Consider the following 20,324-nt stretch of genomic DNA (forward strand, 5'->3'; position numbering starts at 1 on the left):
CCGCGGCCCCCACGTCGAATGCCGGCGCCCCGGCGCCCGGCTTGGGCGCGGCGGTGCGGCCCGCGGCGGGACCGGGCGCCGGGGCGCCGGCATTCGACGTGGGGGCCGCGGCGCGCGGCGACGGGGCGGCCGCCGGCTTCGGCGCGGCGGAACGGCCCGGGGCGGCGGGCGTGGAACCGGGCTTGGCGGCGGACTTGCCGGCACCCGGGTAGGCGTTGCGCAGCTTCTTGACCACCGGGGGCTCGATGGTGGACGAAGCCGAGCTGACGAACTCGCCGAGGTCCTTGAGCGTGCTCAAGGCCTCCTTCGAGGTGATGCCGAGCTCCTTGGCGAGCTCATGGACGCGGACCTTGGCCACGGTTCTCCTGTTCTGGCCCCACGGGCCGGAACGGAGCCGCTCGGGCTGTCCGTCTCAGCGCGTCCTGGGACCGTTGACGTTGCTCCAGGCCGTCGCGCGCGCCACCAGGGCACGCGCACCACGGCCTGCCTGATAGCAGGGGGTGAAGTTCATCGCTGGGCACTCATGCTTCAGTGCTCATCGGGTACGCATCAGATCTCTGACCCGCCTTCATCTGTCGGTCTGTCAGCCGGTGCCTCCGCGGTGCGGCCCAGCGCGTCGGCGTCGACGGCGGACCGGAAGGCCCGCCCGAACGCGCGGCGGCGCAGGGCGAGGAGGAGGCAGTCCTCGCCGGGATGCAGCCACGCACCCCGGCCGGGACGGCGTCGTTCCGGGTCCCAGACGACGGATGGGGGTTCCGTCGAGGAGTCCAGGGCGACGCGCACCAGCTCTTGCCGGTCCGCCCTCGATCGGCATCCGATGCAGGTGCGCACGACCGTCCGAGACGTCATGCGTTCACCCCTCACGGGCGTCGGATCGAGAAAGGACCTCATCCATCCTAGCGCGTCCGGGCCCGGATCTGTTCCCGGGGACGGTCAGCGGCCCGGGGCGGAGGTGGTGACCCCGTCGCCGACGATGTCGATCCGCCAGCCCGTGAGCTTGGCCGCGAGGCGGGCGTTCTGGCCCTCCTTGCCGATGGCCAGGGACAGCTGGTACTCCGGCACCACGGCGCGGGCCGAGTGCTGGTCCGCGTCGAGGATCTCCACCGAGACGGTCGTGGCGGGCGAGAGGGCGTTGGCGATCATCGCGGCGGGGTCGTCCACGTGGTCGACGATGTCGATCTTCTCGTCGTTGAGCTCCGTCATGACGGCGCGCACGCGGCTGCCCATCTCCCCGATGGAGGCGCCCTTGGCGTTCACCCCGGGGCGGGTGGCGCGCACGGCCATCTTGGTGCGGTGGCCGGCCTCGCGGGCCAGCGCCGTGATCTCGACCGAGCCGTCCGCGATCTCTGGGACCTCGAGCTCGAAGAGCTTGCGCACGAGGCCGGGGTGCGAGCGGGACACCGTGACGGACGGGCCCTTGGCGCCGCGCGTCGCGGAGACCACGTAGGCGCGGATCCGGCGGCCGTGGGCGTAGTCCTCGCCGGGCACCTGCTCGGGCGGCGGGAGGACGGCCTCGAGGGTGCCGAGGTTCACCTGGACCATGTGGCGGTTCAGGCCCTGCTGGATGACGCCGGAGACGAGCTCGCCCTCCTTGTCCTTGAACTCGCCGAGGACCTTGTCGTCGTCCTCCTCGCGCATGCGCTGGATCATCACCTGGCGCGCCGTGGAGGCGGCCACCCGGCCGAAGCCGTTCGGGGTGTCGTCGAACTCGCCGATGGGCGTGTCGTCCTCGTCCAGCTCCGTGGCCCACACGGTGACGTGGCCGGTCGCGCGGTCGATCTCCACGCGGGCGCGCTTCAGGGCCCCCGGGGTGCGGTGGTACGCCATGAGCAGGGCCTGCTCGATGGTGGGGATGAGGCGGTCCATCGGGATCTCCCGCTCCGCCTCCAGCATGCGCAGCGCGCTCATGTCGATGTCCAACTCATGCCTCCGTGTGCTCGGCCGTGTCCTCGCCCGCGGCGGCGTCGGCGTCGCCGGCCTGCTGAGCGGGGCTCCACTCTACCTGCACGATCGCCGGACCGAGGCGGTCGAGGGCGACCCGCTCGGCGGGCAGCTCCTTGGCCTTCATGCCCTTCTTCGCGGGCGGGCGCACCACGGCCAGCTCGACGTCGTCGTCCGTCACGTCCTTCAGGCGGGCGGTCACGGGCGCGGCGCCGTCGACCGAGACCTCGACGAGACGGCCGACGTTGCGGGCGAAGTGGCGGGGCTCGGTGAGCGGGCGGTCCACGCCCGCGGTGGTGACCTCCAGCAGGTACTCCCCCGCACCGACGCCGGGCACGTGGTCGCCCAGGGCGTCGAGGGCGGCGGAGACCCGGCCGGAGAGGCGGGCGACGTCGTCCAGGCTCAGGCCCTGGGTGCCCGAGGCGCGGTCGAGGACCACCTCGACGGTGCGGTGCTCGGCGGTGCCCGTGGCGCGCACCTGCTCCACCACCACGTCGTCGGCCGCCAGGGCCTCCTCGACGCGGGTGCGCAGCTCGGCGAGGTCGTCGCGGCGGTCGGTGCTGTCCATGGGGTGCCTCACTCGTCGGGTCGGGGCCGCCGCGCCACGCGGGCGGGGGCCGGGGTCGGGATCCGGGGCCGAGCCTACCGGCGGCCCACGGCGGGGCCGAGTGCTCCCGACCGGGTCGGACGGGGCGGGCTCAGCGCAGCAGCGGGGCGAGGGTGTCCGCGCCGACCTTGACGATGAGCGCGGCCACCACCATGAGGTACACCACGCGGATGAAGCCGGTGCCGCGGGCGATCGCCATGCGGGCCCCCACGTAGCCGCCCACGAGGTTGGCCGCGCCGAGCAGCAGCCCCAGGCCCAGCACCGCGTGCCCCGAGGGCACGAAGTACGAGAGCGCGCCGAGGTTGGTCGCGAGGTTGACCACCTTCGCCTGTGCCGAGGCGTGCAGGAAGTCGAACTTGAGCAGCAGCACCAGCCCCAGGATGAGGAACGTGCCCGTGCCGGGGCCGAGGACGCCGTCGTAGAAGCCCACCGCCGCGCCGAGCGCCACGGCCCGGGCCAGCGCGGTGCTCCGCCGCGGTCCCACGCCGGCGACCTGTCCGAGGCCCGGGCGCACGGCCGTGAACACGGCGACGGCGATCAGCGCCACCAGGATCACGGGCCGGATCACGCCGGCCGGCAGATGCGCGGCGACCACGGCCCCGCCCAGGGCCGCCGCGAAGGCGACGGCGGCCATCGGCAGTGCGGTGGACAGGTCCTGCCGCAGGCGCCGCCGGTAGGTGAGCGCCGACGTCGCCGTGCCGAACACCGAGCCGAGCTTGTTGGTGGCCAACGCCTGGATCGGGCTCAGCCCGGGCACGAGCAGCAGGGCCGGCAGCTGCAGGAGCCCGCCCCCGCCCACGACGGCGTCGATCCAGCCCGCCGCGAAGCCCGCGGCGAGCACGAGGACGAGCAGTCCGGCGGTCAGCTCGACGGCGCCGAACCACTCAGCGCCCGTGGCGCACCTCCGCGAGCACCGCCGCGACGGCCCCGTCCACGGGCACGGGGCGCGCCTCACCGGTGGCCCGGTCCTTGAGCTCGAGCTCACCGTCGGCCAGGCCGCGGCCGATCACCACGGTGGTGGGCACGCCGATGAGCTCGGCGTCCTTGAACTTCACGCCGGGGCTGACCTTCGGACGGTCGTCCACGAGCACGGTCAGGCCCTCGGCCTCGAGGCCCGCGGCGAGGGTCTCGGCGGCGGCGAGGCCGTCCTCGCCCTTCGTGGCGACGACGACGTGCACGTCCGCCGGGGCCACCGCGCGCGGCCACGCCAGGCCCTTGTCGTCGTGGTAGCGCTCGGCGATCGCGGCGACGGCGCGCGTGATGCCGATGCCGTAGGAGCCCATGGTCACCACGACCTGCTTGCCGTGGACGTCGAGGACCTTCAGGTCGAGGGCCTCGGCGTACTTGCGGCCGAGCTGGAAGATGTGGCCCATCTCCATGCCGCGGCGGGTGTGCAGCGGGCCGGAGCCGTCGGGGGCCTGGTCGCCCTCGCGCACCGCGGTGGCCTCGAGCACGCCGTCCCACATGAAGTCGCGGCCGGCCACGAGGCCGAACACGTGGCGCTGGTCCGCGTTCGCGCCGGTGATCCACGCGGTGCCGGGGGCGATGCGCGGGTCCACGAAGAAGGGCAGGCCCGAGACGGAGCCCTCCGCGCCGAGCACCGGGGTGCCCTCGACCGCATCGGCCGCCGCGGGGCCGATGTAGCCCTTGACCAGGGCGGGGTGCGCGGCCAGGTCCGCGGCGGTCGCGGCCTCGAGCGTGGGCTCGCCGACCACGCCGAGCGCCGGGCCCACGGAGGCCTCGAGACGCTTGAGGTCCACCTCACGGTCGCCGGGCACGCCCACGACGAACGGGCGACGCTCACCGCCGTCCACCACCGCGGTGACCACGACGCACTTGAGCGTGTCCGCGGCGGTCCACGGCTCGCCGTCGCGCGGGGCCAGCCGGTTGGCGACGTCCACGAGCGCGGCGATGGTGGTGGAGACCGGGGTGTCCTTGACCTCGGCGGCGGGCAGGGCCGCCATGGCCGCCTCGTCCAGCGGGGCGGGGGCCACTGTGGTGACGGCCTCGACGTTGGCGCGGTAGCCGCCGTCGGACTCGACGAAGGTGTCCTCGCCCACCTCGGTGGGGTGCAGGAACTCCTCGGAGCGGGAGCCGCCCATCGCACCGGAGGTGGCCCGCACCGGCACGACCTCGAGGCCGAGACGGTCGAAGATCCGCAGGTAGGCGGCCCGATGGGCCTCGTACGCGGCGTCCAGGCCGGCGTCGTCCACCGTGAAGGAGTAGGAGTCCTTCATGATGAACTCGCGCCCGCGCAGCAGGCCGGCGCGCGGGCGGGCCTCGTCCCGGTACTTGGTCTGGATCTGGTACAGGTACGCGGGCAGGTCCTTGTACGAGGAGTACAGGTCCTTCACCAGGAGCGTGAACATCTCCTCGTGCGTGGGGGCCAGGAGGTAGTCGTTGCCCCGGCGGTCCTGCAGGCGGAACAGCCCGTCGCCGTACTCCTCCCAGCGGCCCGTGGCCTCGTAGGGCTCCCGCGGCAGCAGCGCCGGGAAGTGCACCTCCTGGGCGCCGATCGCGTCCATCTCCTCGCGCACGATCCGCTCCACCTTGGCCAGCACCTTCAGGCCCAGCGGCAGCCACGAGTAGATGCCCGGGGCCGCGCGACGGATGTAGCCGGCACGGACGAGGAGCCTGTGGCTCGCCACCTCGGCCTCCGCCGGGTCGTCGCGCAGGGTGCGCAGGAACAGGGTGGACATGCGCAGGGGCATGACGGGGCCTCCTCGGACGGGCTCGCGCGGTCGGGGGCGGCGCGCGGGACGGGACGACGCCGGCACGGGGGTGCCCGGCGTCCTGACCGCCGATCCTATCGCCCGCGCAGGGTCCGCCGGGTCAGTACAGGACGGTCGCGAACGTGCCGCGCCGCTCGAACCCCACGCGTTCATAGGTGCGCAGCGCGGGGGTGTTGTACGCATTGACGTAGAGGCTCACCACGGGCGCCTGGAGGCGCACGTAGCCCACGACGGCGGCCATCGCCGACGCCGCCAGCCCTCGGCCCCGCGCGGCGGGGGCCATCCACACGCCCTGGATCTGGGCGCACCGGGAGGAGAGCAGCCCGATGTCCGCCTTGAAGCGCAGCGGGCCGCCCGCGTCGCGCGGGCCCGGGTCGATGAAGACGCGCCCGGCCTGGATCAGCCGCTCGACGCGGTCCCGGTACTGGGCCGCGCCGCCGGCGAACGGGGAGAAGCCGAGCTCCTCCTCGAACATCGCCGCGCTGGCCGGCAGGACGCGCGCGAAGTCGCGTGGCTGCGCCTGCACCACGGACGGGTTCGGGTCGATCCCCCCGGCCGTGCCCAGCACGAGCAGCGGCTGGTCGGGGCGCACGGACCGGGACCGGTGGCCCGCGGCGGCGAGGGCCTGACCGGCGGCCAGCACGGGACCGGCCGGGCCGTAGATCGACCCGTACCGGCGGCGCAGCGCGGCGGCCGCCGCGCCGAGCGCCTCCGCGTCGCCCGGCGCCCATCCCGCGTCCGGGGCCTCGGACGCGGCGACCGGCACCACGTTCGAGCCGATCCAGACGGCCGCGCGCAGCCTCCCGGCGCCCGGGGCGTCGTCGTCGATCCCGAGGAACAGGGTGCCCGCCGCTCCCCCGCGCGGGCCGGCCAGGCGGCCCGCCTCCAGCAGGGAGTCCACGAACACGTTGGACACGGGGGCGCGGGCGGACAGGGCCGCGAGCGCGGCAGTGTCCGCGTCGGTCAGCAGGCGGACGCGGTCTCCCGTGGCGGCCCGGACCTCCCGGTCAGTGGACGGAGACCACCGGGGCACCGGCGGCAGCCTGGTCACCGCCGTCCTCCCCCAGGTCCATCTCACCGGCGATCCGGTTGGCCTCCTCGATGAGGGTCTCCACGATCTGATCCTCGGGCACGGTGCGGATGACCTCGCCCTTGACGAAGATCTGGCCCTTGCCGTTGCCGGAGGCGACGCCGAGGTCGGCCTCGCGGGCCTCGCCCGGCCCGTTGACGACGCAGCCCATGACGGCCACCCGCAGCGGGACCTCGAGGTCCTGGAGGCCCTCGGTGACCTGCTCGGCCAGCGTGTACACGTCCACCTGGGCGCGGCCGCACGAGGGGCAGGAGACGATCTCGAGCTTGCGCTCACGCAGATTCAGGGACTGCAGGATCTGCAGGCCCACCTTGACCTCCTCGACCGGCGGCGCGGAGAGGGAGACGCGGATGGTGTCGCCGATGCCCTGGCCGAGCAGGTAGCCGAAGGCGGTGGCGGACTTGATGGTGCCCTGGAAGGCCGGGCCGGCCTCGGTGACCCCGAGGTGCAGCGGCCAGTCACCCTGCTCGGCGAGCAGCTCGTAGGCGCGGGCCATGATCACCGGGTCGTTGTGCTTGACGGAGATCTTGAAGTCCTTGAAGCCGTGCTCCTCGAAGAGGGAGGCCTCCCAGACGGCGGACTCGACGAGGGCCTCCGGGGTGGCCTTGCCGTACTTCTGCAGCAGGCGCGGGTCCAGGGAGCCGGCGTTGACGCCGATGCGGAGGGAGGTGCCGTGGTCCGAGGCGGCCTGAGCGATCTCCTTGACCTTGTCGTCGAACTTCTTGATGTTGCCCGGGTTCACGCGCACGGCGCCGCAGCCGGCCTCGATCGCCGCGAACACGTACTTCGGCTGGAAGTGGATGTCCGCGATCACGGGGATGGTGGACTGCTGGGCGATGACCTTGAGGGCCTCGGCGTCCTTGTCCGTGGGGCAGGCCACGCGGACGATGTCGCAGCCGGCGGCCGTGAGCTCGGCGATCTGCTGCAGGGTCGCGCCGATGTCGTGCGTTTTGGTGGTGGTCATCGACTGCACCGAGACGGGGTGCTGCGAGCCGACGCCCACCGAGCCCACCTGGATCTGCCGGGTGGTGCGGCGCGGGGCCAGCACGGGCGGCGGGGCGGACGGCATTCCAAGGCTGACGGGCACGGGGGCGCTCCTCATGGGTTCTCGGGGTCGACGGCGCGGGGCCGCCGGGTTCTCCGGTCCATCCTAGGCGCGCGGGCGCCCCGGGGCGCGGGGCGACCGCCCACGGCGAACGGCCCGGGCTCAGAACAGCCGGACGGGCTCCACGATGTCCGCCACGATCAGGATGACGCCCATGAGCAGCATCGCCGCGCCCACCGCGTAGGTCAGCGGCAGCATGCGGGCCAGGTCGAACGGCCCCGGGTCGGGGCGGCCCGTGAGCCGGGCCCAGCCTCGGCGGACCGCCTCCCACAGGGCGCCGGCCACGTGGCCGCCGTCGAGCGGGAGCAGCGGGATGAGGTTGAACACCATGAGCGCCACGTTCACGCCCGCCAGCAGGGACAGCAGCAGGGCGGCCTTGTCCGTCAGCGTGGCCTGCTCGAGCGCCGCCGCCTCCCCGGCGATCCGGCCGACGCCCACCACGGACATCGGTCCGTCCGGGTCGCGCTCGGCCGGGGTCACCACGGCGACGGCGGTGTCCCACAGCCGCTGCGGCAGCACGAGGACGACGTCGACGACGCCCCGCACCTGCTGGGCGACGAGCGGGCCGGCGTCGAGCGGGGTGCCGCGAACCGTCTCGAGCTGCGCGCCCATGCCGATGAACCCGACCTCGTGGGTCGTAACGGTCCCGTCCGGGGCCCGCTCGGGCCGGCCCAGCGCGTCCGTCACGGGCCGTTCCGTCAGGCGCGGGGTCAGGGTGGCGCTCATCCGCTCGCCGTCGCGCTCCCATTCGATCCGGGTGGGCTGTCCGGCGCGGTCCCGGATCGCGGCGGAGAGGGCGTCCCAGTCGGAGACCGGCCGCCCGTCGAAGGCGAGCACGGTGTCCCCGGGGCGCAGTCCCGCCTCGTGGGCGGGCCCGGCGGGATCGCCCGGGCGGCAGTCCTCGGTCCCGCCCGAGGCGGCGCGAGCCTGCTGCTCCTGCGTCGTGACCACGCACCGGTAGACCTCGGCGACGGTGGTGCTCGGCTGCGAGGTGCCCACCGTCGTGACCAGCAGGGCGGTGACGCCCAGCGCGATGAGCAGGTTCATGAACGGCCCGCCGAGCATGATCACCACGCGCTTCCACACCGGCAGGGCGAGGAAGCGGCGGTGCTCGTCGCCGGGGCGGACCTCCTCGGCGGCCTGGGCTCGCGCGTCGTCGGCCATGCGGCCCAGCTGCTGGGCGAAGCCCGTGGACGCCGTGCGGGGCGTCTGCCCGGGCCGCGGCGGGGGCAGCATCCCGATCATCGCGACGTAGCCGCCCAACGGGACGGCCTTGAACCCGTACTCCGTCTCGCCGCGGCGCCACGAGACGAGCGTCGGGCCGAAGCCGATCATGTACTGCGTGACGCGCACGCCGAAGAGCTTGGCCGGGACGAGGTGGCCGATCTCGTGCAGGGCGATCGAGACCGCCAGGCCCAGCGCGACCGCGAGGACGCCCGCGACGTACCAGAGGATCTCCACGACGGTCACCAGCGGGCCCGCGCCGCACGGCGCGCCCAGGCCTCGGCGGCGAGCACGGCATCCACGGTGAGCCCCGTCGGCGCGGGGTCGTGGCCGGCCGCGGCGAGCACGTGCTCGGGGGCATAGTCGGCGACGACGGCGCGGACCGTGTCCACGATCCCGTCGAAGGGCAGGGCGCCGGCGTGGAAGGCGTCCACGGACTCCTCGTTGGCGGCGTTGAACACGGCCATGTGGGTGGGCGAGGCGGCCGCCGCCTCCTTCGCGGCCCGTACCGCGGGGAAGGCCTCCTCGTCGAGGGGCTCGAACGTCCAGGTGGCCGCCCGCGTCCAGTCGCAGGCCGGGGCCGCGCCCGGGAGACGGCGCGGCCAGCACAGCCCCAGGGCGATGGGCAGGCGCATGTCCGGCGGGGAGGCCTGGGCGAGCGTGGACCCGTCGACGAACTCGACCATCGAGTGGACCACGGACTGCGGGTGGACCACGACGTCGATCCGGTCCAGGGGCACGTCGAACAGCAGGTGGGCCTCGATCACCTCGAGGGCCTTGTTCACGAGGGAGGCGGAGTTGGTGGTGACGACGCGGCCCATGTCCCACGTGGGGTGTGCGAGGGCCTGGGCGGGCGTGACGGCGTGCAGGGCGGCGCGGTCCAGGCCGCGGAACGGCCCGCCCGAGGCCGTGAGCACGAGGCGGCGGACCTCGTCCGCCGTGCCCCCGCGCAGCGCCTGCGCGAGCGCGGAGTGCTCGGAGTCCACCGGCACGAGCTGGCCCGGCGCCGCGGCCGCCTTCACGAGGGCCCCGCCGACGATGAGCGACTCCTTGTTGGCCAGGGCCAGGCGGTGGCCGGCGTGCAGGGCGGCGAGGGTGGGCCGCAGGCCGATCGAGCCCGTGATCCCGTTGAGCACGGTGTCGGCGCCGGGCCACGCGGCGATCTGCTCGGCGGCGCACGGGCCGGTGAACAGCACGGGTCGGGGGGACGGGCGCCCGAGGCGGGCGGCGGCGTCGGCGAGGGCGGCGCGCAGCTCCTCCTCCCCCGCCGCGGCGGAGCCCACCGCCTCGACCTCGAAGCGCACGGCCTGCTCGGCCAGCAGGGTCGTGTTCGCCCCGCCCGCGAGCGCGACGGCCCGGAGCCGGGTGGGGTCCTGGGCGATCACGTCGAGGCCCTGGGTGCCGATCGAGCCCGTGGAGCCGATCAGGGCGACGGCGCGCGGGGCGCCGTCGTCGTCCGCCGGGGCGGGGGCGGGAAGCGTGTAGTCGGTGAGGGATCCGTGCGTCACCCCGCCATGATGCCAGTCGGGCCTGGACACGGACGGGGGGGCCGGCCGGACGGACGCCGCACCGCGACGTCCCGCCCCGCCGGCCCCCGTGGGACCGGGTCAGCCGCGGATCAGTGCTGCACCGGCTTTTCGGCGCCGATGCCGGTGAGGGAGCGGACCTCCATCTCGGCCTGCTTGTCCGGGTCCTCGGCGCGCGACGAGGTCACCGAGCCGAGCCAGCCGAGGAAGAAGGCCAGCGGGATGGAGACGATGCCCGGGTTCTTCAGCGGGAACACCGCGAAGTCCGCGCCCGGGATCATCGAGGTCGGCGTCCCGGACATCACCGGGGACAGGACGATCAGGATGATCGCGGAGAGCAGTCCGCCGTACATCGACCACACCGCGCCGCGGGTGGTGAAGCGCCGCCAGAACAGGGAGTAGAGGATGGTCGGCAGGTTCGCCGAGGCCGCCACCGCGAAGGCGAGCGCCACGAGGAACGCCACGTTCTGGCCCTGGGCGGCGATGCCGCCGACGATCGCCAGGACGCCGATCACCACCACGGTGATCTTGCCGATCCGCACCTCCTCCTGCGGGGTGAGCGGGTGCTTGGCGATCACGGAGCCGTACACGTCGTGGGCGAAGGACGCCGCCGCCGTGATGGCCAGGCCCGCGACCACCGCGAGGATGGTGGCGAACGCGACCGCCGAGATCAGGCCCAGCAGGATGGAGCCGCCGAGCTCGAACGCCAGCAGCGGGGCCGCGGAGTTCTGCCCGCCGGGCGCGGCCGTGATGCGCTCGGGGCCGATCAGCGCGCCGGCGCCGTAGCCCAGCACGAGGGTGAACAGGTAGAACGCGCCGATGAGGACGATGGCCCACACCACGGACTTGCGCGCCTCCTTGGCGGTGGGCACCGTGTAGAACCGCATGAGCACGTGCGGCAGGCCGGCGGTGCCGAGCACGAGCGCGATGCCCAGGGACACGAAGTCGAGGCGGGTCAGGGCGCTGGCGCCGTACTGCAGGCCCGGCTCGAGGATCGCCTCGCCCTTCGGGTTCATCTCGACGGCGGCCCCCAGCATGGCGTTGAAGTCGAAGCCGAACAGGGCCAGTGACCACACGGTCATGATCCCCGCGCCGGCGATCAGCAGGATCGCCTTGATGATCTGCACGTAGGTGGTGCCCTTCATGCCGCCGATCAGCACGTAGACGATCATCAGCACGCCCACGATCACGATCACGAGGGCCTGGCCGGCCCGGTCGTTGATGTTCAGCAGCAGGGACACCAGGCCGCCGGCGCCGGCCATCTGGGCCAGGAGGTAGAAGAGGCAGACGGCCATGGTGCCGAAGGCGGCGGCGATGCGCACGGGCTTCTGGCGCAGCCGGAAGGAGAGCACGTCCGCCATGGTGAACTTGCCGGTGTTGCGCAGCAGCTCGGCCACGAGCAGCAGGGCGACGAGCCAGGCGACGAGGAAGCCGATGGAGTAGAGGAATCCGTCGTAGCCGTAGAGGGCGATCGCGCCGACGATGCCCAGGAACGAGGCCGCGGAGAGGTAGTCACCCGCGATGGCCGTGCCGTTCTGGGTGCCGGAGAAGCCGCGGCCGCCGGCGTAGTAGTCGGCCGAGGACGCGTTCGTCTTGGACGCGCGGATCACGATCACGAGGGTGACCACCACGAAGGCGACGAAGATGCCGATGTTCACGGCGGGGTTGCCGACCGTCTGCGGGGCGGCCTGGAGCAGGGGGGTGAGCGCGCTCATCGCGTGGCCTCCGGGTTCTCGGGGGCGCCGGCGGCCTCGCGCTCGAGGCGCTCACGCAGCGCGGTGGCGCGGGGGTCCAGGGTCCGGTTGGAGAAACGGACGTAGGCGAAGGTGATCAGGAACGTGGTGACGAACTGGAGCAGGCCGAGGATCAGGCCGAGGGTGATGTTGCCGCCGAGGCGGATCGCCATGAACTCGGGGAAGAACGCGCCGACGATCACGAACACCAGGTACCAGACGAAGAACGCCACGGTCATGGGGAAGGCGAAGGATCGGTGGGTGCGCCGGAGCTCGATGAACTCCTCGGACTGCTGAGCGGCGCGGAACTGCGCGGCCGTGGGGACCGGCGCCGTGGGCTCGCTGGATGACATGGGCCCTCCGGGTACGTAGGACGGATCAGTGTGAGACAGATCACTGTGATGACACGCACACTCTGTCGGGCGGAGGGGTGCGCCGTCAAGCGCGCCCCTGGACCGTGCGCCCATGTGACAGCCCCGGTGCGCAGCCGCGCGGACGCGGCCGCGCCCCGACGGCACGGGGCCGCCGGGGCGCGGAGCCGCCCAGGAGCCGCTCAGGCGCCCGCCGGCCGGGGCGCGTCCGCGCGGCGCAGGAGCGCGCGGGCCTGGGCGAGGACCACCTCGTCGACCATCGCCCCGTCCAGCTCGAAGGCCCCGTGCCGGCCCTCGGCCGCGGCGAGGACGCGCCGGGCGCGCTCGAGGGCCTCCGGGGCGGGCGTGTAGGCGGAGCGCACGACGGGCACCTGGCGCGGGTGCAGGCACACGGTCGCGGTGCAGCCCAGGGCGACGGCGTCCTCGGCCTCGGCGGCCAGCCCGGCCTCGTCGCCGAGGTCCAGATGGACGGCGTCCCACGCGGCCACCCCGTGCGCGGCCGCCGCCAGCAGCACCGTCGCGCGGGCGTGCTGGACCACGGAGCGGTAGGCGCCCCCGGGGGTGCGGGAGGAGCTGCCGCCCATCGACGCCACGAGGTCCTCGGCGCCCCACATCAGCGCACCCACGTGCGGGTGGGCGGCCAGTTCGGCGGCGGCGAGGATCCCGGCCGCGGTCTCGCACAGGGCGACGACGCGGGTCTGCGGTCCGAGGGCGGCGACGACCCCGTCCACCTGCGCGGCGGACTCGGCCTTGGCGAGCATGAGCGTGCGCCAGCCCGTCCCGGCGAGCATGGCCAGGTCGGCGTCGTGGTCCGCGGTGCCCGCGGGGTTCACGCGGACCACCACGCGGTCCTCGTCCAGCGGGCCGCCGTCGACCCCGCCCGTCGCCCGCCCCGCCCAGGCCACCGCGACGGCGTCCCGCGCGGCGGGCCGGGCCTCCGGGGTGACGGCGTCCTCGAGGTCGAGGATCACCGCGTCCGCGCGCTCGAGCGCCGTGGCGTACCGCTCGGGGCGGTCCGCCGGAGTGAACATGACGGCCGGCCCGAGGGTCAGCGCGCTCATGCCCGCTCCCCCGTGCCTGCGGCGTCGGCGGCCTTCGCCTTGGCCTCCGCGTGTGCCCGCGCGGTCCACATCAGGCAGGTGCGCTGGGCGCGGACGACGACGTCGCCGTGCTGGTTCTCCCCCGTCATCGCGAACGTGACGATCCGCTGCCCCGGCCGCGAGGAGGACTCGCGGATCGCGGTGACCTCGGAGCGCCCGTAGAGCGTGTCCCCGTGGAAGACCGGCTTCGGGAACGCGATCTCCCCCAGGCCGAGCTGGGCCACGAGCGTGCCCTGCGTGGTCTGCCCGACGGCGAGGCCCACCAGGGTGGACAGCGTCAGCATCGAGTTGACCAGTGGCCGGCCGAACGGCTGGGCCGCCGCGTACGCGTGGTCCAGGTGCAGGGCCTGCGGGTTCATGGTGAGGGTGGTGAACAGGACGTTGTCCGCCTCGGTGAGCGTGCGGCCGGGCCGGTGCAGGTAGACCTGACCGACCGCCAGCTCGTCCGCGTAGCGGCCCCGCTGCTCGATCTCGACGCGCTCCGTCACGTCAGAGGCCCAGCTCGCGGGCGATCAGCATGAGCTGCACCTCGGTGGTGCCCTCGCCGACCTCGAGGATCTTGGAGTCGCGGTAGTGACGGGCCACGAGGGTCTCGTTCATGAAGCCGTAGCCGCCGAACACCTGGGTGGCGTCCCGGGCGTTGTCCATGGCGGCCTCGCCGGCGATCAGCTTGGCCATGGCGGCCTCGGTCTTGAACGGCTTGCCGGCCAGCATCTTCTGGGCGGCCTCGTAGTAGGCCAGGCGGGCGGCGTGCGCGCGGGCCTGCATGCGGGCGATCTTGAAGGACACGGCCTGGAACTGCCCGATCTTCTGGCCGAACGAGGTCCGCTGCTTGGCGTAGGCGACCGACTCGTCCACGCAGCCCTGGGCCGCTCCGGTGGCCAGGGCCGCGATGGCGATGCGGCCCTCGTCCAGGATCTCGAGGAAGTGGGCGAAGCCGCGGCCGCGGGCGCCCAGCAGGTTCTCCTCCGGCACGCGCGCGTCCGTGAAGTGCAGGGCGTGGGTGTCCGAGGAGTTCCAGCCGACCTTGTCGTAGGCCTTGGCCACGGAGAAGCCCTCGGTGCCGGCGGGCACGAGGATCGTGGAGATCTCCTTGGCGGGGCGGCCGTCGTGGCCGGTCCTGCCCTCCACCGTGCCGGTCACGGCGGTGACGGTGACGAGCGAGGTGATGTCCGTGCCGGAGTTGGTGATGAACTCCTTGGCGCCGTTGATGCGCCACTGGCCGTCCTCGAGCGCGGCGGTGGTCTGGGTGCCGCCGGCGTCGGAGCCCGCGCCCGGCTCGGTGAGGCCGAAGCCGGCCAGGTGCGTGCCGGCCACGAGGTCCGGCAGCCAGCGCAGCTTCTGCTCCTCGGTGCCGAACTTCAGCAGCGGCATGGCGCCCAGGGAGACGCCGGCCTCCAGGGTGATGGCCACGGACTGGTTGACGCGGCCGAGCTGCTCGAGCGCCAGGGCCAGGGCGAAGTAGTCGCCGCCCATGCCGCCGTACTCCTCGGGGAACGGGAGGCCGAACAGGCCCATCTCGCCCATCTGGGCCACGATCTCGTACGGGAACTCGTGCCTGGCGTCCAGCTCGGCGGAGACCGGGGCCACGACCTCGTCGGCGAACTCGCGGACGGTGTCGGAGAGGACCTGGTAGTCCTCCTCGAGGGCGGGCAGGGTGCGGTGCTTGGTGCTCATGGTCCTCTCCTGTTCTCAGGCGTTCTCTGCGGGTGCTGCGTGCTCGGTGGGCTCGACGACGGCGATCAACGCCTGCGCGGCCACGGCGTCGCCCTCGGCGACGTGGACGGTCACGACGCCGGCGACGGCGGCCGTGACGGGGTGCTCCATCTTCATGGCCTCGACCACCGCCAGCTCCTGGCCCGCGGCCACGGTGTCCCCGGTGGCCACGGACACGGCGACGACGGTGCCCGGCATGGGCGTGCGGGCCTCGGGGGACGCTGCGCCGGCCGGGGCACGGCGCGCGGCCGCGGCCGCGCGGGCGGCCTCGACCACCTCGGCCCGGGTGAGGCGGCGGACCTGCCACGCGGCGCCGTCGCGGTGCAGCCACGCCGAGCGCGGGTCCCGCGGGTCACCGGCCAGGAGGTTGACGCCCGCCAGGGCTCCGGCGTCCTCGTCCACCTCGGCGTCGGCGGCGGGGGCGGTGAGGATGCGGTCCTCGTCCCCGACCCGCACGCGCATCCCGGGCTGCGGGGCGCCCGCGCCGCGCCAGCCGTCCGCCCGGGCCCACGCGGTGCCGGCCGCGCGCTGCTCGGCGGCGGCCGCGTCCTCGGACACGTCGGCCAGGGCCTCGGCCGCGAGGGCGGCGAGGTCCTCGGGCAGCGCGGGGGCGGTCCACGCCTCGAGGCCGTCGATCAGCTCGGTGGTGAGCCGGCCGGTCCGCACATCCGTGCGGGCGGCGAGCTCGCGCAGCCAGCCCAGGTTGGAGCGGACGCCGAACAGCACGGTGTCCGCGAGCGCGGCGTCGAGCCGCTCGAGGGCCTCGGCGCGGTCGGCGCCACGGGTGATGAGCTTGGCGATCATCGGGTCGTAGAAGCCGGTGATCTCGGGCTGTGCGCCGTCGACGTCCACGGGGTCCACGGCGCCGACGGCGGTGGCGGGCCGCGCCTGCGGCCCGGAGCCGAACGCGCGCTCCTCGGACGGCCGGGAGGGCAGCAGGAGCGTGTCGACGCGGACGCCCTCGCCGGCGGGCTCGCGCCAGCGCAGCACCGGCCCGGTGGAGGGCAGGAAGCCGTTCGCGGGGTCCTCCGCGTAGACGCGGGCCTCGACGGCGGCGCCGTCGAGGCTCACGTCCGCCTGGGCGAAGCCGAGCGGCTCCCCCGCCGCGATGCGCAGCTGCAGCTCCACGAAGTCCAGGCGTTGTCCGCGCACCCGGACGACCTCCTCGGAGACCGGGTGCTCCACCTGCAGGCGGGTGTTCATCTCCATGAAGTAGAACTCGTCCGGGTTCTCGTCCGAGACGAGGAACTCGACGGTGCCGGCGCCGCGGTAGCCCACGGACACGGCCGCGTCCACGGCGGCCCGGCCCAGGCGCTCGCGGAGCTCGGCCCCGTGCGCCAGCCCGGTCAGCAGGGGCGCGGGGGCCTCCTCGATCACCTTCTGGTGGCGGCGCTGCAGGGAGCACTCGCGCTCACCCAGGTGCACGGTGGCGCCGTGGGCGTCCGCGAACACCTGCACCTCGATGTGCCGGGGCGCGGTGATGAGCCGCTCGAGCAGCAGGGTGTCGTCGCCGAACGCCGAGCGCGCCGTGCGCCGGGCCGAGGCGAGGGCGCCGGGCAGCTCCTCGGCGGCGCGCACGGCCACCATGCCCTTGCCGCCGCCTCCCGCGGAGGGCTTGATCAGCAGCGGGAAGCCGACGTGCTCGGCCTCGGTCGTGATCTGCTCGTCGGTGAGCGTGGGGTCCTGGATGCCGGGGACCACCGGCACGTCGTACGCGGCCACGGTCTCCTTCGCCCGGATCTTGTCCGCCATCGCGTCGAGCGAGCCCACGGGAGGGCCCACGAACACGATGCCGGCCGCCTCCAGCGCGCGGGCGAAGTCGGCGTTCTCGGACAGGAAGCCGTAGCCGGGGTGCACGGCCTGGGCGCCGGTGCGGCGCGCGGCGTCGACGACGGCGTCGATGTCCAGGTAGGACTCGCGGGCCGGAGCCGGGCCGAGGCGGACCGCCGTGTCCGCCTCCCGGACGTGCCGCGCGTCGGCGTCGGCGTCGGAGTGCACGGCCACCGAGCGGATGCCGAGGCGGCGCAGGGTGCGGATGACGCGCACGGCGATCTCGCCGCGGTTGGCCACCAGCACGGTGTCGAACAGGGGCGTCCCCTGGGCGTGGTTCTCGGTCACGGGTGCCTCACATGCGGAACAGGCCGAACCGGGAGTCCGGCAGCGGGGAACGGGAGATGACGTCGAGGGCCAGGGAGAGCACCCGGCGGGTCTGGCCGGGGGTGATCACTCCGTCGTCCCAGAGGCGGGCGGTGGAGTACAGGGGGCTGCCCTGGTCCTCGTACTGCCGGCGGACCGGCGCCTGGAAGGCCTCGACCTCCTCGGGGGACATCGGCTCCTCCCCCGCGGCGGCCCGCTGGTCCTGCTTGATCTGCGTGAGCACGGAGGAGGCCTGCGGGCCGCCCATCACGGAGATGCGCGCGTTCGGCCACATCCACAGGAAGCGGGGTGAGTAGGCGCGGCCGCACATCGCGTAGTTGCCGGCGCCGAACGAGCCGCCGATCACCACGGTCAGCTTGGGCACGCGGGCGGTCGCGACGGCGGTGACCATCTTGGCGCCGTCGCGCGCGATGCCGCCGGCCTCCGCGTCCCGACCCACCATGAAGCCGGAGATGTTCTGCAGGAACAGCAGCGGGATGCCGCGCTGGTCGCACAGTTCGATGAAGTGCGCGCCCTTGCGGGCGGAGTCTCCGAACAGGATGCCGTTGTTGGCGAGGACGCCCACGGGGTGGCCGTCGATCCGCGCGAACGCGGTGACCAGGGTGGTGCCGTGGAGGGGCTTGAACTCGTGGACGGAGCCGCCGTCCACGAGGCGGTCGATCACCTCGCGCACGTCGTAGGGGGTGTTCACGTCCACGGGCACGACGCTGGTCAGTTCGGCCGGGTCCTTGGCGGGCTCCGCGGCGGGGGCGACCTCCCAGGCCGGCGCCTCGGCCGGGGGCAGGGTGGCCACGATGTCCCGGAGGATCTGCATGGCGTGCAGGTCGTCGTCCGCCAGGTGGTCCGCGACGCCGGAGCGCTCGGCGTGCAGCCGGCCGCCGCCGAGGTCCTCGGGCGAGACGTCCTCCCCGATCGCGGCCTTCACGAGCGGGGGGCCGCCGAGGAAGATGGTGCCCTGCTCGCGCACGATCACGGTCTCGTCCGACATGGCCGGCACGTACGCGCCGCCCGCCGTGGAGGAGCCGCACACCGCGGCCAGCTGCGGGATGCGCTGCGAGGAGAGCAGCGCCTGGTTCCGGAAGATGCGGCCGAAGTGCTCGCGGTCCGGGAAGACCTCGTCCTGGCGGGGCAGGAACGCGCCGCCGGAGTCCACGAGGTAGATGCACGGCAGGCGGTTCTCCAGGGCGATCTCCTGGGCCCGCAGGTGCTTCTTCACCGTCATGGGGTAGTAGGTGCCGCCCTTCACGGTGGCGTCGTTGCCCACCACCATCACGAGGCGGCCGTGGACCAGGCCGATGCCCGCCACGACGCCGGCGGCGGGGCTGTCCCCGCCGTACAGGCCGTGCGCGGCCAGCGCGCCGACCTCGAGGAAGGGCGAGCCCTCGTCGAGCAGCGCGTCGATGCGGTCCCGCACCAGCAGCTTGCCGCGGCCGGTGTGGCGCTCGCGCGAGCGCTCGGGCCCGCCGAGCGACGTGCGGGCGACGAGGTCGGCGAGCTCCTGCTCGAGCCGAGCGTGGCCGGCCGCGTTGCGCTCGGCCACGGTGGGCGCGGACTGCGCGGCCGGGGCCGGGGTGCTGGCGGTCATGAGACCCCCTTCAGTGAATGACGACTAACTGAACCGAGCCTCAGTGTAGTGACGATCGTCACGGACGTCGACCGGGCGCCCGGCGCGCCTCGTCTCGTCCTACAGTGGAACCCATGCCCGCCGTCGATCCCGCGTCCCCCGCCGCCCCGGCGACCCCGCCGACCGCCCGGGAGGCCGCCAAGGCCCGACGCCGGGTGGACCTGCTCGCGGCCGCGGCGCGACTGTTCGCGGCCCGGGGCTTCGACGCGGTCCGCCTCGAGGACATCGGCGCCGCCGTCGGGATCAGCGGCCCCGCCATCTACCGCCACTTCGCCGGCAAGGCCGCCGTGCTCACGGCGATCCTCGACACGGCCTCACAGGACCTGCTGGACGGCGGGCTGGCCGCCGAGGCGCAGCACGCGCCGGGGGCGGAGACCCTGCGGGCCCTCATCGGCTTCCAGGCGGACTTCGCCCTCGCCCAGCGCGACGTGATCCGTGTGCAGGACCGCGACATGTCCGCCCTGCCCGACGGCGCGCGCACGGCCATCACGCGCACCCAGCGCGCCTACATCGACGTGTGGGCGCGCCAGCTGCAGGTCGTCCACCCCCACGAGGACCAGGCCACCGCCGTGTTCCGCGCCCAGGCCGTGCTGGGCCTGCTCAACTCCACCCCCCGCTCGGTGCGGCGCACCGCGGCCGACCGCGCGGCTCGCCGCGCGACCCTCGTGGCCATGGCCTGGGCCGCGGCCACGGCCCCCGGGCCGCTGCCCGGCGGGGACTGAGCGGGCGGCACCGGCCCGGCGGGCCGGCGTCGTGCCCGGTGATACGGTGGCCGGTACCCGCGACGGCGGACGCCGTCGAACCCCGCCCCGAGAGGTCCACCGCCGTGCTTCTTCGTGACGTCCGACCCGAGGATCTGGACGAGTTCTTCCTCCACCAGCAGGACGAGCAGGCCAACCTGATGTCCGCCTTCGCCCCCCGCAACCCCCGGGACCGCGGTGTCTTCGACTACCACTGGGCCCACCTGCTCGGGGACGAGGACACCGTCGTGCGGACCATCGAGCACGAGGGCCGCGCCGTGGGTGCGCTCGTGTGCACCCAGCAGGACGGCGTGGGCGAGCTGTCCTTCTGGACCGCGCAGGACTACTGGGGCCTGGGCCTGACGACCGCGGCCGTGGACCGGTTCCTGGAGGAGCACACCGCCCGCCCGCTGCGGGCGCACGTCCCCGAGGACAATGTGGGCTCCGTGAAGGTGCTCTCCCGCCGCGGCTTCGAGACCGTCGGCGAGGAGAAGGTCTTCTCCAACGCCCGTGCCGAGGTCATCACCGAGCTCGTGATGGAGCTGCCCGCCGCCGACTGAGCGCGGCCCACGCCGTGCCGGCGGCCGCACCGGCCTGCCACGACGACGGCCCCGCCTCCCGGTGCCCGGGTGGCGGGGCCGCGGCGCGTCCGGGGCCG

At 74.3% G+C, this 20,324-nt stretch carries 19 protein-coding genes; 2 read left to right on the forward strand and 17 right to left on the reverse strand.

The annotated features are described in order from the left end of the window. The 17 genes from J1M37_RS02325 to J1M37_RS02405 form a co-directional block, all read right to left on the reverse strand. A partial coding sequence (locus J1M37_RS02325; protein WP_206452025.1) for a translation initiation factor IF-2 N-terminal domain-containing protein occupies positions 1–358 on the reverse strand: 358 nt, incomplete at its 3' end. 191 nt (positions 359–549) lie between these two features. Further along, complete coding sequence (locus tag J1M37_RS02330) at positions 550–891, reverse strand: DUF448 domain-containing protein (RefSeq protein WP_159228355.1); 342 nt, start codon at positions 889–891, stop codon at positions 550–552. 42 nt (positions 892–933) lie between these two features. Beyond that, entirely contained in the window at positions 934–1,920 is a 987-nt protein-coding gene (gene nusA, locus J1M37_RS02335; protein ID WP_036314069.1) for a transcription termination factor NusA, read from the reverse strand. Between the two features lies 1 nt (position 1,921). Further along, positions 1,922–2,509, reverse strand: coding sequence for a ribosome maturation factor RimP (locus tag J1M37_RS02340; protein ID WP_036314068.1), 588 nt, complete (start codon positions 2,507–2,509; stop codon positions 1,922–1,924). Between the two features lie 130 nt (positions 2,510–2,639). Then, entirely contained in the window at positions 2,640–3,389 is a 750-nt protein-coding gene (locus tag J1M37_RS02345) for a sulfite exporter TauE/SafE family protein (protein WP_180971860.1), read from the reverse strand. 43 nt (positions 3,390–3,432) lie between these two features. Then, on the reverse strand, positions 3,433–5,259 hold the full coding sequence (locus J1M37_RS02350) for a proline--tRNA ligase (protein ID WP_102708373.1): 1,827 nt from the start codon (positions 5,257–5,259) through the stop codon (positions 3,433–3,435). 121 nt (positions 5,260–5,380) lie between these two features. After that, a complete protein-coding gene (locus J1M37_RS02355) occupies positions 5,381–6,313 on the reverse strand; it encodes a GNAT family N-acetyltransferase (RefSeq protein WP_102708382.1) in 933 nt (310 codons plus the stop codon). Further along, on the reverse strand, positions 6,288–7,472 hold the full coding sequence (gene ispG, locus J1M37_RS02360; protein WP_061866731.1) for a flavodoxin-dependent (E)-4-hydroxy-3-methylbut-2-enyl-diphosphate synthase: 1,185 nt from the start codon (positions 7,470–7,472) through the stop codon (positions 6,288–6,290). The genes J1M37_RS02355 and ispG overlap by 26 nt, the downstream gene beginning before the upstream one ends. Before the next feature lie 105 nt (positions 7,473–7,577). Then, complete coding sequence (locus J1M37_RS02365; RefSeq protein WP_206452026.1) at positions 7,578–8,945, reverse strand: site-2 protease family protein; 1,368 nt, start codon at positions 8,943–8,945, stop codon at positions 7,578–7,580. Next, positions 8,942–10,126: a 1-deoxy-D-xylulose-5-phosphate reductoisomerase gene (gene dxr / locus J1M37_RS02370; protein ID WP_241250795.1), complete on the reverse strand. Its 1,185-nt coding sequence runs from the start codon at positions 10,124–10,126 to the stop codon at positions 8,942–8,944. Before dxr ends, J1M37_RS02365 begins: the two co-directional genes overlap by 4 nt. Before the next feature lie 191 nt (positions 10,127–10,317). Then, positions 10,318–11,940 carry a solute symporter family protein gene (locus J1M37_RS02375; protein ID WP_206452027.1) on the reverse strand — a complete coding sequence of 541 codons (1,623 nt, stop codon included), beginning with the start codon at positions 11,938–11,940 and terminating at the stop codon, positions 10,318–10,320. Continuing rightward, positions 11,937–12,311 (reverse strand): DUF485 domain-containing protein, encoded by a 375-nt coding sequence (locus tag J1M37_RS02380; protein ID WP_135019497.1) that lies wholly within the window; start codon positions 12,309–12,311, stop codon positions 11,937–11,939. Before J1M37_RS02380 ends, J1M37_RS02375 begins: the two co-directional genes overlap by 4 nt. Positions 12,312–12,511: 200 nt before the next feature. Beyond that, positions 12,512–13,390 carry an HpcH/HpaI aldolase/citrate lyase family protein gene (locus J1M37_RS02385; RefSeq protein WP_206452028.1) on the reverse strand — a complete coding sequence of 293 codons (879 nt, stop codon included), beginning with the start codon at positions 13,388–13,390 and terminating at the stop codon, positions 12,512–12,514. Further along, positions 13,387–13,917, reverse strand: coding sequence for a MaoC family dehydratase (locus J1M37_RS02390; protein WP_141843217.1), 531 nt, complete (start codon positions 13,915–13,917; stop codon positions 13,387–13,389). Before J1M37_RS02390 ends, J1M37_RS02385 begins: the two co-directional genes overlap by 4 nt. Before the next feature lies 1 nt (position 13,918). Next, the gene (locus tag J1M37_RS02395; protein ID WP_144825496.1) at positions 13,919–15,106 is read right to left on the reverse strand and encodes an acyl-CoA dehydrogenase family protein; all 1,188 of its coding nucleotides are present in this window, start codon (positions 15,104–15,106) and stop codon (positions 13,919–13,921) included. A gap of 15 nt (positions 15,107–15,121) precedes the next feature. After that, complete coding sequence (locus tag J1M37_RS02400) at positions 15,122–17,263, reverse strand: acetyl/propionyl/methylcrotonyl-CoA carboxylase subunit alpha (RefSeq protein WP_144825495.1); 2,142 nt, start codon at positions 17,261–17,263, stop codon at positions 15,122–15,124. Positions 17,264–17,270: 7 nt separating this feature from the next. Further along, a complete protein-coding gene (locus tag J1M37_RS02405; protein WP_098093290.1) occupies positions 17,271–18,887 on the reverse strand; it encodes a carboxyl transferase domain-containing protein in 1,617 nt (538 codons plus the stop codon). 113 nt (positions 18,888–19,000) lie between these two features. On the opposite strand from J1M37_RS02405, the gene J1M37_RS02410 reads away from it, so the two are divergent. Further along, positions 19,001–19,648, forward strand: a complete 648-nt coding sequence (locus J1M37_RS02410; protein WP_144825494.1) for a TetR/AcrR family transcriptional regulator — start codon at positions 19,001–19,003, stop codon at positions 19,646–19,648. A gap of 104 nt (positions 19,649–19,752) precedes the next feature. Then, positions 19,753–20,226, forward strand: coding sequence for a GNAT family N-acetyltransferase (locus J1M37_RS02415; protein WP_051995227.1), 474 nt, complete (start codon positions 19,753–19,755; stop codon positions 20,224–20,226). Positions 20,227–20,324 lie beyond the last annotated feature (98 nt).

Origin of the sequence: Micrococcus sp. KRD012 (assembly GCF_017168555.1) — a bacterium.
Lineage (GTDB): Bacteria > Actinomycetota > Actinomycetes > Actinomycetales > Micrococcaceae > Micrococcus > Micrococcus luteus.